A 14843-nucleotide genomic window follows, 5' to 3' on the forward strand; every position below is an offset into this window, starting at 1 on the left:
GTCGGGGCCGAGTTCAGCGGGCCAGGCGGGCGGCGAAGGAGGTGAGCAGCAGGTCGAGCGCCAGCGGGTAGGCGCTGCGGTTCATCTCGGCGGCCAGCAGGGGGGCGGTGGCCGCGATGTGGGGGTGGGTGGTGGCGGAGAGGTGGGCGTAGCTGGTCTGCCAGACGCCGTGGTCGGCGGCCCGGGCCGGGGCCGGGAGAGCGTCCACGGCGGCGTCCAGGGCGGCGAAGGCCAGGCCCTGGTCGACGAAGGCGTGGTAGAGCTGGACGGCCTCCCGGTCGGGGAAGCCGGCGTCCCGCAGCAGGCCGAGGATCGACTCCACGGCCTGGATCTCGTACGCCCGCCCGGTGGTCCGGTAGGCGGCCAGCAGGGCGGCCTGCGGGTGGGCCTGGTAGGCGCCGTGGATCCGCAGGCCGATCGCGCGCAGGTCGGCCTGCCAGTCGCCGGTGGGCTGCCAGCCCTGCTGGGCGCGGCCGATCAGTTCGTCGGTGATCGCCAGCAGCAGGTCGTCGGTGCTGCGGAAGTACCGGTAGATCGCGCTCGGGTCGGCGCCCAGCGCCGCGCCGAGGCGGCGGACGGTGAGCGCTTCGGAGCCGTGCTGGCCGAGCAGCCGGAGCGCGGTGTCCACGATGCCCTGTGCGGACAGTACGGTGCCCTGCTTGGTCGGCCGGCGTCGTCGCCGGGCCGGCTCGTCCACCACCCGGTCGCCCATGGCCGTAACCTTATGACAACAGCATTGACGTGTGAAGACCCCCGGAGTTTCATTTGCCGGACCCGGGGCCGACCGAAGGCCCCCTGGTCAAGGCGGTGGTCTGTTGACGACGACAGCGAAGGACGGGGCGAGAACCTCGCCCCAGAGCGTCACCATGCGGAAGTCGATCGGCGTGGTGGACGGGGTGGTGATCGCTGCCTCCAGTACGGCGGCGACCTCGAGCATCGGCATCGGGCTCGGTCTGACGGCGGGTGTGGTCGGCCTGCACCTGCCGGCCGTCATGCTGCTGGCCTTCCTGCCGGTGCTCGGCATCGCGGTCGCGTACGGCCGGCTGAACCGGGTCGAGCCCAACGCGGGCAACAGCTACACCTGGGTCGGCCGGACGCTCAGCCCCTGGCTCGGCTTCCTGACCGGCTGGGTGAACGTGGTCGGCACCATCGTCTTCATGGCGTACACCACCGCCGTCACCGGCTCGGCCGTGCTCCAGCTGGCGGGCGAGGCGGGGCTGCACAGCGTCGCCGGCCTGGCCCTGGACCCGGACTCCACGCTGCAGACCACGCTGCTCGGTCTGGTCGTGCTGGCCGCCGCCACGCTGGTGGCGATCCGTGGCCTGGCGCTGGCCGCCCGGCTGCAGAAGTACCTGCTGATCTTCGAGTACGCGGTGCTGCTGGTCTTCTGCGGCTGGGGTCTGCTGGTCGGCGACCAGCCGTTCTCGCTGGAGTGGTTCAACCCGTTCGCGATCCCGAGCATGGACGCGCTGGCCCAGGGCATGGTGCTGGCGGTGTTCTGCTACTGGGGCTTCGAGTCGGTGTTCACCGTCGCCGAGGAGGTGCACGACCCGAGGGACGCCTCGCGCGGCGGCATCGTCGCGCTGGTGATGATGCTGCTGCTGTTCGTGCTCGCCGGGACCGCCTTCCAGCGGGTGCTGCCGCTCGACGAGCTGGCCGACAACGGGGCGCAGGGGCTGACCTACTTCGGCGCGAAGCTGGCCGAACAGCCGATCGCCGCCCTGCCGTTGATCGCCCTGACGTTCTCTGCCGTGGCCTCGCTGCAGGCCTCGGTGATCCCCACCGCGCGCGGCACCTTCGCGATGGGCCGGGACCGCACGCTCGGCCCGGTCTGGATGCGGATCCACCCGAAGCACGGCACCCCGGCCGCCGGGACGGTGCTGCTGGTGCTGATCGCCGGTGCGATCGCGCTGCTCTCGCTGGTCATCCCCACCGTCACCGACCTGATCGGCGCGGCGGTGAACGCGATCGGCATCGTGGTGGTGCTGTACTACGCGCTGACCGCCGTGGCCGCCGCCGTCCGGTTCCGCCACCTGCTCCGGGACGAGCCGCTGGCCGGGCTGCGGGTGGTGGTCGCCCCGCTGGTGAGCGCGGCCGCGCTGCTCGCCGTCGGCGGCTACCTGACCTGGACCTTCTACGACTCGGCCGACCACTTCGAGGTCAGCGCCGACAACGGCTGGTTCCAGCTGCTGGTCCCCGCGCTGATGGTCGGCACCGGTCTGGTGGCCGCCGCCTGGGCCCGCTGGGTCCGCAAGTCCCCGTACTTCGTCACCGGTCGCGGCACCGACGCCGACTCGATCGAACTCACCCCCTCGGTCTGACGACCCGAAACCCTCTGGAGACACCCGCATGAACCACGCAGACCTGGTCTTCACCGGTGGCCCGGTGTTCACCGCCGACGCCGCCAGGACCCGGGCCACCGCGCTGGCCGTCACCGGCGAGCGGATCACCGCCGTCGGCCACCAGGAGGTCCGGGAGCTGATCGGGCCCGGCACCGAAGTGGTGGACCTGAAGGGCAGGTTGCTGGTCCCCGGCTTTCAGGACTCGCACATCCACGCGGTGTACGGCGGCACCGAGCTGGCCGAGTGCGACCTGACCGAGACGGTCGGGGTGACGGACTACCTTGACCGGGTCCGGGCCTTCGCCGACGCGCACCCGGACCGGCCGTGGATCACCGGCAGCGGCTGGTCCCTGGAGAGCTTCGAGGGCGGGCTGCCCACCCGGCAGCTGCTCGACTCGGTGGTCGCCGACCGCCCGGTCTACCTGGTCAACCGCGACCACCACGGCGCCTGGGCGAACACCCGGGCACTGGAGCTGGCCGGGCTGACCAGGGACAGCCCGGACCCGGCCGACGGCCGGATCGAGCGGGAGCCGGACGGCACGCCGAGCGGCGTCCTCCAGGAGGGTGCCACCGCGCTGGTCGCCCGGCTGGTGCCGCCGACCACGGCGGCCGACCGGCTGGCCGGGCTGCTCCGGGCCCAGCAGCTGCTGCACTCGCTCGGCATCACCGGCTGGCAGGACGCGCTGCTCGGCGTCTTCAACGGCCAGCCCGACCCCTCCGACGCCTACCTGGCCGCCGCCCGGGCGGGCAGCCTGACCGCCCGGGTGACCGGCGCGCTCTGGTGGGACCGGGGCCGGGGCGCCGAGCAGATCCCCGAACTGGTCGCCAAGCGTGCCGAGTTGACGTACGGGCGGTTCCGGGCCGGTTCGGTGAAGATCATGCAGGACGGCATCGCGGAGAACTTCACCGCCGCGATGACCACCCCCTACCTGGACGGCTGCGGCTGTGCCACCGCCAACTCCGGCCTGAGCTTCGTCGACCCGAAGCTGCTCGGCGGGTACGTCAGCGCGCTCGACGCGCTCGACTTCCAGGTGCACTTCCACGCCCTCGGCGACCGGGCCGTCCGGGAGGCCCTGGACGCGGTCGAGGCCGCCCTCGCGGCCAACGGCCAGCGCGGCAACCGGCACCACCTGGCGCACCTCCAGGTGGTGCACCCCGAGGACCTCGGCCGGTTCGCCCGGCTCGGCGCGATCGCCAACATCCAGCCGCTCTGGGCCGCCCACGAGCCGCAGATGGACGAGCTCACCATCCCGTTCCTCGGCCCCGAGCGGGCCGGCTGGCAGTACCCGTTCGGCCACCTGCTGCGCACCGGCGCCACCCTGGCGGCGGGCAGCGACTGGCCGGTGAGCAGCCCCGACCCGCTGGCGGGCATCCACGTCGCGGTCAACCGGGCCGAACCCGGCGCCACCGACGGCCGGGTCTTCCTGCCCGAGCAGCGCCTCGACCTCGGCACCGCGCTCGCCGCCTACACGGCGGGCTCGGCCCACGTGAACGGCACCGACCAGGCGGGCAGCCTGCGTCCGGGCCTGCTGGCCGACCTGGTGGTGCTGGACCGCGACCTGTTCGCCCACCCGGCCGACCGGATCGCCGACGCCCGGGTCGAACGGACCTACGTGGGCGGCCGGCTGGTCCACCAGGCGGGCTGACACCGGGCGGCGCCGCCCGGCCTGCCGTGCGGCGTCGCCCCTCCGGCGGCGTCACCGTCCACCCCTCGGCGGAGTTATCCCTCGGACACCCCGTCGGGAGGTCCGATCGCCATCCGGAGAAGGACGGTTCTGGAGATGAGAGCTTTGCCCCCGCGGCTGCCGGCCGCCGCGGCCGCCACCGCGTTCGCGCTGCTGACCACCGTCGGCCCGAGCGCCTCGGCCGCTGCCCAGCGGCCGGTCGAAACCAATGCCACGGTGGGATTCCTGGCGGGCTTCCCGAAGCCCGGGGTGGCCCCGGACGGCGCGAACGACTGGTCCTGCCGACCCGGACCGGCGCACCCGAACCCGGTGGTGCTGGTGCACGGCACCTTCGAGAACATGAACGACAACTGGGGCGGGGCGGCGCCGCTGCTGGCGAACAACGGCTACTGCGTCTACGCCCTCGACTACGGCGGACCGGCGGGCGACCCGATCCAGGGCACCGGCCCGATCGAAGCGAGCGCGGCCCAGCTGGCCGCCTTCGTCGACCGGGTCACGGCCGCCACCGGCGCGGCCAGGGTGGACCTGGTCGGCCACTCGCAGGGCGGCATGATGCCCCGTCACTACCTGAAGAACCTCGGCGGTGCGGCCAAGGTGGACAAGCTGGTCGGGCTGGCCCCGAGCAACCACGGCACCACCCTGCTCGGCCTCACCGGGCTGGCGTCGACGCTCGGCCTGCTGGAGCCCGCCAACCGGTTCCTGCTCGGCCCGGCCTGCCCCGCCTGCGTGCAGCAGGAGCAGGGCTCGGCCTTCCTCACGGCGCTGAACGCCGGTGGCGACACGGTGCCGGGCGTCCGGTACACCGTGATCGCCTCCCGCTTCGACGAGGTGGTGACGCCCTACGCCTCGGCCTTCCTGACCGGTCCGGACGTCACCGACATCACCCTCCAGGACGGCTGCCCGCTGGACGCCGCCGACCACCTGGAGATCGCCTACGACCCGGTCGCGCTGACCCACGTGCTCAACGCCCTCGACCCGGCGCACCCCCGCCCGGTCCCGTGCGAGCTGGTGCTGCCGCTGGCCGGGCCGCTGCTCTGACGGCCGGTCAGGCCGTCGGGTAGCCGGTCTCGTCCAGGTCGTCGGCCAGGTCCGCCAGGGTCAGCTCGGGGTTCAGGGCGCGGACCACCTCGGTGGTCAGCGGACGGAGCGCCAGCACGTGCCGGACGGCGGCCAGGTCGACCGGCACCTCGTAGTAGTCCGAGGCGAAGTCGACGTACGCCTCGGCCGAACGGTCGGTGAGCGACTGGAACAGCCAGTCGGCACCGTCCGGATCGGGCAGGCCGGGCGGGAGGTCGACGGTGCCGGTGTGCCACTGCTCGTCGTCGGCCAGCCGCCACAGGGCGACGGTTACGACGGTGAAGCCGTGGTCGGTGAAGGCGGGCTCCTCGGCGCAGGAGCGGAGCTCCGCCGGGACCTCGTCCAGCACGCCCGGCCAGACCCGGTCCTCGGAGTACGGGCTCATCGGCGACTCGTGGTCGAAGCCGCGCAGGAAGCTGCCGGCCGGGGTGAAGGTGACCGAGTACTCGTCGCCGGAGCCGTTCTTCATCGCGGCCAGCTGCTCACCGGGTGCCCAGTCGGCGTCGAAGGAGAAGTAGCGCTCGGGCCACTCGGGGCAGAGGATCGCGTCCAGCACGGCCAGCGCCCGGCAGTGGTCCCGCAGGAGGTCCGGGGCGGGCAGCAGCAGGGCGACATCGTTGGCGGTCATGATGATCATCCAACCGTACGGCTCCGACACCGCTCGCCCCGGGCGGCCCGCTGTCCGCATCCCGTGGTCAGTTGAGGCTGTACGAGGCGGGCGGGGTCCAGGCCGCGCCGAACAGCAGCGCGGCGTCCGGGTCGGTCAGGGTGATCCGGATGCCGACCGTGCCCGCCAGCCCGAGCCGGAGCCGGCTGCGGAACAGGGCGAGCATCGCCGTCAGGCCGTACTTGTTGAGCAGCGAGGTGCGGTAGCAGGCGGTGGTGTCCGGGTCGCAGAGGGCGGCCCTGGCCTGCTGCCGCCCGCCGAGCGGGCGGCCGTGCGGGTCGCAGGGCTCGACCAGGATGCCCGGGTGGCTCCGGACGTGCCGCACCACGGCCGAGTCGGTCGGGGCCCAGACGCCGAGCGCCTGCCCGTCCGGCACCACCCAGGTGGTGGCGGTGGCGGCGGTGCCGTCGGGCTCGAAGGTGGTGATCAACAGGTGCCGCCTGTCGGCGAGTTGGTCGCTGGGCCGGCTCATCTCACGCTCCGTCGGTGCTCGGTGCTCGGTGCTCGGTGCTCGGTGCTCGGTGCTCGGTGTCAGGTCAGTGCTGGTCGGTGTGCGAGATCTCGCGGCGCTGCTCGGCGGTCGGGCGGCTGATCTGCCCGCCCGGGCCGAAGTACGCGCGGGAGGCCCGGACCCGGACCTTGGTCAGCAGCCCGGCCCGGGGCGGGAGTTCGGCGGGGGAGTACTGCTCGTGCGCGGTCAGCCGGTGCAACTCGGCCTGCGGCAGCGGCTCGTGGAGTTCGACGAACTCGCCGTGCGGCATCCGCTTGATGATGCCCGTCTCCCGGCCGTGCAACACCTTGTCCCGGTCGCGCCGTTGGAGCCCGAGGCACCAGCGCTTGGTGATCAGGAAGACCGCGACCGGCACCACGAACACGCCGACCCGGACCGCCCGGGTGATGCCGTCCAGCGAGAGGTGCAGGTGGGTGGCGAACAGGTCGTTGCCACCGGCGGCCAGCAGCACCAGGTAGACGCTGATCCAGGCCGCGCCGAACGCGGTCCGCACGGGCGCGTTCCGGGGGCGGTCCAGCAGGTGGTGCTCGCGCTTGTCCTGGGTGATCCAGCTCTCGACGAACGGGTGGACCGCGATCGCGCCGAGCACCAGCGGGAAGGCCAGGAAGGGGATCAGGATGCCGAGGTTGAGGGTGTGGCCCCAGAGGCCGACCTCCCAGCCCGGCATGATCCGGATCAGCCCCTCGGCGAAGCCCAGGTACCAGTCCGGCTGCGCGTCGGTGGAGACCTGGTCGGGGCGGTACGGACCGTACGCCCAGATCGGGTTGATGGTGGCGATGGCGGAGATCACCGCGATGATGCCGAAGACCAGGAAGAAGAAGCCGCCCGCCTTGGCCATGTACACCGGCATCAGCGGCATGCCGACGACGTTCTGCTCGGTCCGGCCGGGCCCGGCCCACTGGGTGTGCTTGTGGTGGAAGACCAGGATCAGGTGGGCCACCAGCAGGCCCACGATGACGCCCGGGATCAGCAGCACGTGCAGGGTGAAGAACCGCGGCACGATGTCGGTCCCGGGGAACTCGCCGCCGAACAGGAACATCTGCGCGTAGGTGCCGATCAGCGGCAGCGCGAGGAGGGAGCCCTCGACGAAGCGGATGCCGGTGCCGGAGAGCAGGTCGTCGGGCAGGGAGTAGCCGAACAGGCCGTCCAGCAGCCCGAGGAACAGCAGCAGGAAGCCGAACAGCCAGTTGACCTCGCGCGGCTTGCGGAACGCGCCGGTGAAGAACACCCGCATCATGTGCACGAACATCGCCGCGACGAACACCAGTGCGGCCCAGTGGTGGATCTGACGGATCAGCAGGCCGCCGCGCACCTCGAAGCTGATCTGCAGGGTGGAGGCGTAGGCCTCCGACATCGGTATGCCGTTCAGCGGCAGGTACGGGCCGTGGTAGACCACCTCGGCCATGCTCGGCTTGAAGAACATCGTCAGGTAGACGCCGGTCAGCACGATGACGACGAAGCTGTAGAGGCAGATCTCGCCGAGCATGAAGGACCAGTGGTCCGGAAAGACCTTGCGGAGATTGGTCCGGGCGAGCGTGTAGATGCCCAGTCTGCCGTCCAGCCAGTCCGCCGTGCGGCGCCCCGAGTTCTGACGGGTGGTCATGGCACTCCCCTTGTGCGCGATCCGTGCAGCAGGTTGAAACGGGGACTGCCCCCCGCTTCTGGGCGCTACTCTAGCAGTAGTGGGGAGTCCTCCCCGTTTCAGCGACTGACTAAGGTGGGCCCATGACGGATCAGCAGGCCACGCCCCGCCGGCGGGACGCCCGGCGCAACCGCGAGGCACTGGTCGAGGCGGCGGCCGAGCTCTTCGCCCAGCAGGGGCTGAACACCCCGCTGGACCTGATCGCCCGCCGCGCGGGCGTCGGCAACGCCACGCTCTACCGGCACTTCCCGACCCGGGAGGACCTGATCGGCGAGGTGTTCGCCACGGCGGGTTCGGTGCTGGCCGAGGCCGGCGAGCAGGCGCTCGCGGGCGAGGACGCCTGGGTCGAGATCGAGCGGTACTTCGCCCGGATCTTCGAACTGGTGGCGGCCAACCGGGGGTTCAACGACCTGGTGACGATGGCGATCCCCAGCGTTCCGGCGCTGGCCGAGCTGAGCCACCGCAACGCCGCCACGGTCACCGCCCTGATGGTCAGGGCCCAGCAGCAGGGCAGCATGCGGCTGGACGTGGTCCCGATGGACCTGCTGTTCCTGCTCGGCCCGCTCTGCCGGGCCGTCCCCGCCGCCGATGACCTGCGCCCCGGCCTGTGGCGCCGGTACCTGGCCCTGCTGCTGGCCGGGTTCCACACCAGGGCCACCGATCCGGTGGCCGAACCCCCGGTCGGCGAGGAGCAGTTGGACCAGCTCTTCGCCGGGCTCTGGGAGGCCGGGGGCTGACCGGGCGGTGGTGCGGCCACCCGGTCCGCACCGGGCGGCGGGTCACTCGCCCGCGTAGGCCCGTTCCAGCGCGGCGAGGTCGATCTTGACCATCCGGAGCATCACCTCGGTGGTCCGCCGGGCCTTCTCCGGGTCCGGGTCGGCGACCATGTCGATCAGGGCGGTCGGCACCACCTGCCAGGACACCCCGTACCGGTCCTTCAGCCAGCCGCAGGCGACACCGTGGCCGCCGTCCTCGGTGAGCCGACTCCAGTAGTGGTCGATCTCCGCCTGGTCGGCGCACGGGATCTGGAACGACACCGCCTCGGTGAAGCGGAACTCCGGCCCCCCGTTCAGGCCGACGAACTTCTGCCCGTTCAGTTCGAACTCGACCGTCACCACCGAACCGGCCGGGCCTGGACCGGCCTCGGTGTAGCGGGTGATCCGGCCGAGCCGGGAGTTCGCGAAGACCGACAGGTAGTACCGGGCGGCCTCCTCGGCCTGGCCGTCGAACCACAGACAGGTGGTGAAGCGGTCGTCGCTGCGCATACCGGTGCCCTTCCGACTGGCCTGCCGGTACCCCTTCTGACGCAGGGCCTTCGAGCGCACGCGGCCGGCGGGTGCTGCGCCGGATCCGGCGCCCGAAAAGTGAGCATAGGACCGGATCGGCCCGCCCCCGGGGGACGACGCGCGGGGTCAGCCGAGGCCGGTCGGCCGGGGGGCGGGCAGGGCGGCGCAGAGCCGGTCCAGCTCCTGCTCGGTGTTGTAGTAGTGCACCGAGGCCCGCAGCACCGACTCCAGGCCGCGCTCGGCCAGGTCCCAGCGGGCCTGACCGACCGTCGACACCGAGAGGTTGATCCGCTGCGCCCGCAGCTCGCGGAGCAGGTCGGAGCTGTCGTGGCCGTCGACGGTCAGGCTGACGATCCCGCACTGCCGCACACCCCGGTCGTGCATCCGTACGCCGGGCAGTGCCCGGAGCCGCTCGCGCAGGCCCTCCGCCAGCTCGGTGATCCGCTGTTCGATCGCGGGTAGCCCGAGGTCGAGCGCGTAGTCCACCGCGACCCCGAGCCCGATCCGGCCGGCCACCCCGTTCTCCCAGCTCTCGAACCGGCGGGCGTCGTCGCGGACCCGGTAGGAGTCCGGGCCGGTCCAGACCGCCGACCGCAGGTCGAGGAACGGCGGCTCCAGACTCTCCAGCAGCCGTTCCGAGCAGTACAGGAAGCCGGTGCCGCGCGGCCCGCGCAGGTACTTGCGGCCGGGGGCGGTGAGCAGGTCGCAGCCGATCTCCCGGACGTCCAGCGGCAGTTGGCCGACCGACTGGCAGGCGTCCAGCAGGTACCTGACCCCGGCAGCCCGGGCCACCTCGCCGATCTCGGCCGCCGGGTTGACCAGGCCGCCCTGGGTCGGGACGTGGGTGACGCCGATCAGCTTCACCCGCTCGTCGATCAGCTCGCGCAGCGCCGGTACGGAGATCTGCCCGTGTTCGTCGTCCGGCACCACCTCGACCCGGACGCCGTACCGCCGGGCGGTCTGGAGGTAGGCGATCGCGTTGCTGGCGTACTCCGAGCGGCCGGTCAGGATCCGGTCGCCGGGTTGCCAGCGCAGCCCGTGGAAGGCCATGTCCCAGGCCCGGGTGGCGTTCTCCTGGAGCGCGATCTCGTGCGGACCGGCGCCGATCAGCCGGGCCAGCGCGCCGTAGACGTGCTCGATCCGGTCGGTCTCGGCGAGGGCGGCCTCGTAGCCGCCGCCCTCCTCCTCCAGCCGCAGGTGGTGCACCACCGCGTCCACCACCTGACGCGGCGGCAGGGCGGAGCCGGCGTTGTTGAGGTGGGTCACGTTCGTACAGCCCGCCGTGTCCCGCCGGGCCCGTTCGACGTCGATCGGCACTGTCGCCTCCCTGTGGTCCACCGTTGCGTCCACCCTACGCAGGGGTGGCCGGGTGCGCCGGTGGGTTTCCACGGGTTGCCGGCCGGTCGCTGCGCGTCTCGGCCCGGCATCGGCGGGCAGGCGGGGAGAATGTCCGAGATGCGAGCGATCCTGTCCGCGAACGTACGCCGGTACCTCCGCGAACCGGTGGTCCACCTGACCGTCCGGGCCACCCTCGCGGCCACCCTCGCCTATGCCGTGGCCGTGCAGCTGAGCACCGAGCCCGCGCCGCTCACCGCTCCGCTGACGGCGCTGCTGGTGGTCCAGGTGACCGTCTACTCGACGCTGACCACCAGCATCCGCCGGGTGAACTCGGTGGTGGTGGGCGTGCTGATCGCGATCGGCTTCAGCGCGGTGATGGGGCTCAGCTGGTGGAGCCTCGGGCTGATCATCCTGGCGTCGCTGACGGTCGGTCAGTTCGTCCGGGTGGACGAGTTCGTCAACGAGGTGGCGATCAGCGCGATGCTGGTGCTGGGGGTGACCCGGCTCGCCACCCAGGCCTGGGACCGGGTGCTGGAGACCCTGATCGGCGCCGGCGTCGGCCTGCTGTTCAACCTGCTGTTCGCGCCCCCGGTCTGGCTCGACACGGCCGGTGAGTCGATCGAGGACCTGGCCCGCCGGGCCCGCCACCTGCTGCTGCGGCTGGCCGAACAGCTGCACGGCCCGACCGAGGTGGACCTGGCCGCCGCCCGGCTGCACGAGGCGCGGGCGCTGGACCAGGCGATCGCCGAGGTGGACGCCGCCCTGCGGCAGGCCGAGGACAGCCTGCGGTTCAATCCCCGGATCTCCGAGGGGCTGCTCTCCCGGCTGGTGCTGCGCACCGGGCTGGACACCCTGGAGATCTGCGTCGTGGTGATCCGGGTGCTGGCCCGCTCGCTCACCGACCTGGCCAAGCGGCGCACCGGCGAGGAGGCGCTGTTCCCGCCGGACGTGGCGCTCGCGCTGGAGGAGCTGTTCGCCCACGTGGGCGGCGCGTTGGTCAGCTTCTCGGTGCTGGTCACCACACAGGTCAGCCGCAACGCCGAGGCCGCCGAACGGCGGCTGGCCGACGAGCTCAGCGCGGCCCTGGCGAGTCGGGAGAACCTTGCCCGGCTGCTGCTGGACCAGGTGCGGCAGCACCCCGACGCCTGGCAGCTGCACGGGTCCCTGCTGGCCGAACTGGACCGGATACTGGACGAGCTGGACCTGGAGCACCGGTCCCGCCGCCTGATGGAGGAGCTGGACCGGGCCACCGTGGCCAGGAGCGAGCGGCGCACGCCGCTGTACCGGATGCGCAGGCTGGTCCGGGGCTGATCCGCCGGCCGGTGGTCGGCGGAGACGATCCGATCGGATCCTGAATCAACCCGACGCGGCGGCCGACACCGATTGGTGAACTTTCGTCCACGGAATCCGGCCGGACCCGGCCCGTCCGTTCCCCCGGACCGCCACCCGAAGGCCCGGCCGACCTGCGGTCTTGTCCCCGGCCGGGGTGTACCGGGGGACCGACGGACCGGACGGGTGCGATCGACGCCTTGTTGCGGAGGGGAGTGCCACTTCCTACGGTCGTCACCATGAGTATCCCCACGGAGTCAATCGGTAGCATCCCGCGCCCGCGTGTCCTGCAGCAGGCACTGACCGAGCACGCCGAAGGGCGGCTGAGCGCGGCGGATCTGACGAAGCTTCAGGAGCAGGCGACGGCCGACACGCTGGCCGCCCTGGAGCAGCTGGGCTGCCCCGTCCTGGTGGACGGGGAGCAGGCCAAGCCCAGCTTCGTCACCTACCCCCTGGCGGGGCTGACCACCCTCGACCCGGACGGCGCGGTCATCCCGTTCGCCGACGGCCACACCCGGCAGCTGCCGAAGCTGACCGCCGGGCCGTTCCGCTACCAGGTCGGCGCGGAGAGCTATCTGCGGGGCGCCCAGCGGTACACCACCCTCCCGGTCAAGCAGGCGGTGATCGCCCCGTCCGCGCTCAGCCTGCTCTACCCGGCCGACGCGATCGCCGGCTACTCGCGGGAGGCGTTCCTGGCCGACCTGGCGAACGAGGCCGAGGCCGACATCCGGGGCTGCCTGGACGCGGGCGCGCACGCGGTCCAACTGGACTTCACCGAGGGCCGGTTGTCGCTCAAGCTCGACCCGTCCGGATCGGTGCTGGACGACTTCATCGCGCTCAACAATGAGGTGCTCGGCCGGTTCGACGAGGAGCAGCGCTCGCGGCTGGGTGTGCACACCTGCCCGGGCGGCGACCACGACTCCACCCACAGCCTGGACGTCGACTACGCCGACCTGCTGCCCAAGCTGTTCCGGCTCAAGGTCGGCAACTTCTACGTCCAGCTGGCCGGCGAGGCGGACCCGGACCGGGTGCTCGGCATCATCGCCGAGCAACTCCGGCCGGGCATCCGGGTGTTCATCGGGGTGACCGACCCGATCGACCCCGTGGTGGAGACCCCGGAGCAGGTCCGTGACCGGGTGCTGGCGGCGGCCCGGTACATCCCGGTGGACCAGCTGGGCACCACCGACGACTGCGGCTTCGCGCCGTTCGCGGACGACACCTCCACCTCCCGTGACTTGGCGTTCGCCAAGATCTCGGCCCGGGTGCAGGGCACCGCGCTGGCGGCGGCGGCGCTCGGCCTCTGAGCGGTCGGTCGCCGAACCGCCCCCGGTGGCCCGCCCGTTCGGGCGGGCCACCGGGGGCGCGTCTCGGGCGGGTCACCGTCGGTGGGTCAGCGCCGGGTGCGGAGCCAGTCGGCCAGGGCCGCCAGGCCCGCCTCCGGGTCGCGCCGGCCGAGGCCGATCCGGAACCGGTCGGTGGGCGTGGGCGTCAGCTCCGAGCGGTAGATGCTCGCGGGCAGCAGCAGGACGCCGGCCTCCTGGACCAGCCGGGTGCAGAAGGTCTCCACGCCCTCGGCGCCCAGGTAGCGCGGGTAGGCGACGCAACCGCCGTCCGGGGCCCGCCAGTCGAAGAGGTCGGGGAAGTCGGCGAAGAACGCGTCGAAGACCGGCAGGTTGGCCGCCAGCAGCGCCCGGTTCCGGTCCAGGATGGTGCTGCGGGCCTTCAGGGCGATCCGGGCCAGCACCTCGCTCGGGGCCGAGTTGCAGATCGTGGTGTAGTGCTTGGCCCGCTCCAGCCGGGACCTCAACTCCCGGTCTCGGCAGACGATCCAGCCGATCCGCAGGCCGGGCAGGCCGAGCGACTTGGACGTCACGTTCAGCGAGAGCGCGCTCGGCGAGAGGTCGGCGGCCTGCGGGAGGGTCCGGTCCCGGTCGCGCTCCAGGCCCCGGTAGACCTCGTCGCTGAACAGCCGGATGCCGCGCTCGTCGCAGAGCTGCGCCAGGGTGGCGAAATCGGCGGCGTCGATCACCTTGCCGGTGGGGTTGTTGGGGAAGTTGACCGACAGCACCCGGGTGTTCGGGCGCAGCGCGGTCCGGACCAGGTCGAGGTCCAACGCCCAGTCCCGGTCCGGGTCCAGGGCGACGCCGGTGACCTCGCAGAGGGCGAGCGGGACGGTCTCGGCGGCCTGGTAGTTCGGGGTGACCACCACGGCGTGGTCGTCCGGGCCGAGCAGCACGTTCATCGCCAGGTAGAGCGCCTCCTCGGCGCCGGCGAAGCAGATCACGTCCTCCGGACCCGCCTCCCGGTGGTCGGCCGCGATCGCCGCGCGCAGGCCCGGGTCGCCGAAGGTCTCGGTGTAACCCAGTGCGAGGTGCTCGAAGGCTTCGCGGTCGGCGTCGTCGGCGAGGGCGAGCAGCTCGCCCATGGTCATGGTCTGGGCGTCGGAGGCGGTCAGGTGGTGCCGGGCGGTGAACTCCCAGCGGGAGAAGTGGGTTTCGAGTCGGAAGTCGGGCAGTCGGGTCATCGCGCCAGTCCTTCGGAGGGGGTGGACCTGAGCTCGGTCAGCAGGGCGTAGACGGTGGACCGGGACACCCCGAGCGCCTCGGCGACGGCGAGGGCGGCCTTGCGGACGGCGAACACCCCGGCCTGGTCCAGCTCGGCCAGCACGGCCAGCCGGTCCTGCCGGGTGAGCCGCTCGACCGGGCGGCCGTGCTCGCGCAGGTAGCCGCCGACGGCGTGCTGGATGCGCTCGGACCAGTCCTGGTCGAACAGCGGCTCCGGTCGGTGCACGGTGGGCGCCCCGAAGGCGGACAGCACGGCGGCGGCCTTCTCCAGCGGGGTGCGGTCGAGGTTGACGCAGAGCACCGCTGCCGCCCGGCCGTCCCCGTCGCGCAGCACGGCGCTGACCGAGGACAGCCGGCGGCCGTCCGCGAGCAGGCCCGTAGACGTCCCGGGCCGCCAGGCCGA

At 72.5% G+C, this 14843-nt stretch carries 14 protein-coding genes; 6 read left to right on the plus strand and 8 right to left on the minus strand.

All coding sequences use genetic code 11. From position 1 onward, the window contains the following. Positions 1 to 13: 13 nt before the first annotated feature. Entirely contained in the window at positions 14 to 712 is a 699-nt protein-coding gene (locus tag ACIRPK_RS22945; protein WP_403041141.1) for a TetR/AcrR family transcriptional regulator, read from the minus strand. 154 nt (positions 713 to 866) lie between these two features. Here ACIRPK_RS22945 and ACIRPK_RS22950 point away from each other — a divergent pair, with 154 nt between their 5' ends. The 3 genes from ACIRPK_RS22950 to ACIRPK_RS22960 all read left to right on the plus strand — a co-directional run bounded on the left by ACIRPK_RS22950 (position 867) and on the right by ACIRPK_RS22960 (position 5064). Then, a complete protein-coding gene (locus ACIRPK_RS22950) occupies positions 867 to 2321 on the plus strand; it encodes an APC family permease (protein ID WP_403041178.1) in 1455 nt (484 codons plus the stop codon). 28 nt (positions 2322 to 2349) lie between these two features. Next, positions 2350 to 3987, plus strand: a complete 1638-nt coding sequence (locus ACIRPK_RS22955) for an amidohydrolase (RefSeq protein ID WP_403041142.1) — start codon at positions 2350 to 2352, stop codon at positions 3985 to 3987. 135 nt (positions 3988 to 4122) lie between these two features. Further along, positions 4123 to 5064 carry an esterase/lipase family protein gene (locus ACIRPK_RS22960; protein ID WP_403041143.1) on the plus strand — a complete coding sequence of 314 codons (942 nt, stop codon included), beginning with the start codon at positions 4123 to 4125 and terminating at the stop codon, positions 5062 to 5064. Positions 5065 to 5071: 7 nt separating this feature from the next. Here ACIRPK_RS22960 and ACIRPK_RS22965 read toward each other — a convergent pair whose 3' ends face one another. The 3 genes from ACIRPK_RS22965 to ACIRPK_RS22975 form a co-directional block, all read right to left on the minus strand. Then, on the minus strand, positions 5072 to 5731 hold the full coding sequence (locus tag ACIRPK_RS22965) for a hypothetical protein (protein ID WP_403041144.1): 660 nt from the start codon (positions 5729 to 5731) through the stop codon (positions 5072 to 5074). Between the two features lie 67 nt (positions 5732 to 5798). Further along, positions 5799 to 6242, minus strand: coding sequence for a PPOX class F420-dependent oxidoreductase (locus tag ACIRPK_RS22970; protein ID WP_403041145.1), 444 nt, complete (start codon positions 6240 to 6242; stop codon positions 5799 to 5801). A 64-nt stretch (positions 6243 to 6306) separates the two neighbouring features. Next, positions 6307 to 7884 (minus strand): cytochrome bc complex cytochrome b subunit, encoded by a 1578-nt coding sequence (locus tag ACIRPK_RS22975; RefSeq protein WP_403041146.1) that lies wholly within the window; start codon positions 7882 to 7884, stop codon positions 6307 to 6309. Between the two features lie 122 nt (positions 7885 to 8006). Between ACIRPK_RS22975 and ACIRPK_RS22980 the strand changes: the two genes are divergently transcribed. Next, entirely contained in the window at positions 8007 to 8660 is a 654-nt protein-coding gene (locus ACIRPK_RS22980) for a TetR/AcrR family transcriptional regulator (protein WP_403041147.1), read from the plus strand. Positions 8661 to 8702: 42 nt separating this feature from the next. Here ACIRPK_RS22980 and ACIRPK_RS22985 read toward each other — a convergent pair whose 3' ends face one another. Both ACIRPK_RS22985 and ACIRPK_RS22990 read right to left on the minus strand, forming a co-directional pair. Beyond that, complete coding sequence (locus tag ACIRPK_RS22985; protein ID WP_403041148.1) at positions 8703 to 9188, minus strand: VOC family protein; 486 nt, start codon at positions 9186 to 9188, stop codon at positions 8703 to 8705. Between the two features lie 147 nt (positions 9189 to 9335). Then, positions 9336 to 10526 (minus strand): aminotransferase class V-fold PLP-dependent enzyme, encoded by a 1191-nt coding sequence (locus ACIRPK_RS22990; protein WP_403041149.1) that lies wholly within the window; start codon positions 10524 to 10526, stop codon positions 9336 to 9338. A 129-nt stretch (positions 10527 to 10655) separates the two neighbouring features. On the opposite strand from ACIRPK_RS22990, the gene ACIRPK_RS22995 reads away from it, so the two are divergent. Beyond that, entirely contained in the window at positions 10656 to 11858 is a 1203-nt protein-coding gene (locus tag ACIRPK_RS22995) for an aromatic acid exporter family protein (RefSeq protein ID WP_403041150.1), read from the plus strand. A gap of 257 nt (positions 11859 to 12115) precedes the next feature. Further along, complete coding sequence (locus ACIRPK_RS23000; RefSeq protein WP_403041151.1) at positions 12116 to 13180, plus strand: cobalamin-independent methionine synthase II family protein; 1065 nt, start codon at positions 12116 to 12118, stop codon at positions 13178 to 13180. 86 nt (positions 13181 to 13266) lie between these two features. On the opposite strand, the gene ACIRPK_RS23005 is transcribed toward ACIRPK_RS23000, so the two are convergent. Next, positions 13267 to 14400 (minus strand): aminotransferase class I/II-fold pyridoxal phosphate-dependent enzyme, encoded by a 1134-nt coding sequence (locus tag ACIRPK_RS23005; protein ID WP_403041152.1) that lies wholly within the window; start codon positions 14398 to 14400, stop codon positions 13267 to 13269. Next, positions 14397 to 14774, minus strand: a complete 378-nt coding sequence (locus tag ACIRPK_RS23010) for a helix-turn-helix domain-containing protein (RefSeq protein WP_403041153.1) — start codon at positions 14772 to 14774, stop codon at positions 14397 to 14399. Before ACIRPK_RS23010 ends, ACIRPK_RS23005 begins: the two co-directional genes overlap by 4 nt. Positions 14775 to 14843: the final 69 nt, after the last annotated feature.

It is taken from the genome of Kitasatospora sp. NPDC101801 (assembly GCF_044766665.1).
Taxonomy (GTDB): Bacteria; Actinomycetota; Actinomycetes; order Streptomycetales; family Streptomycetaceae; genus Kitasatospora.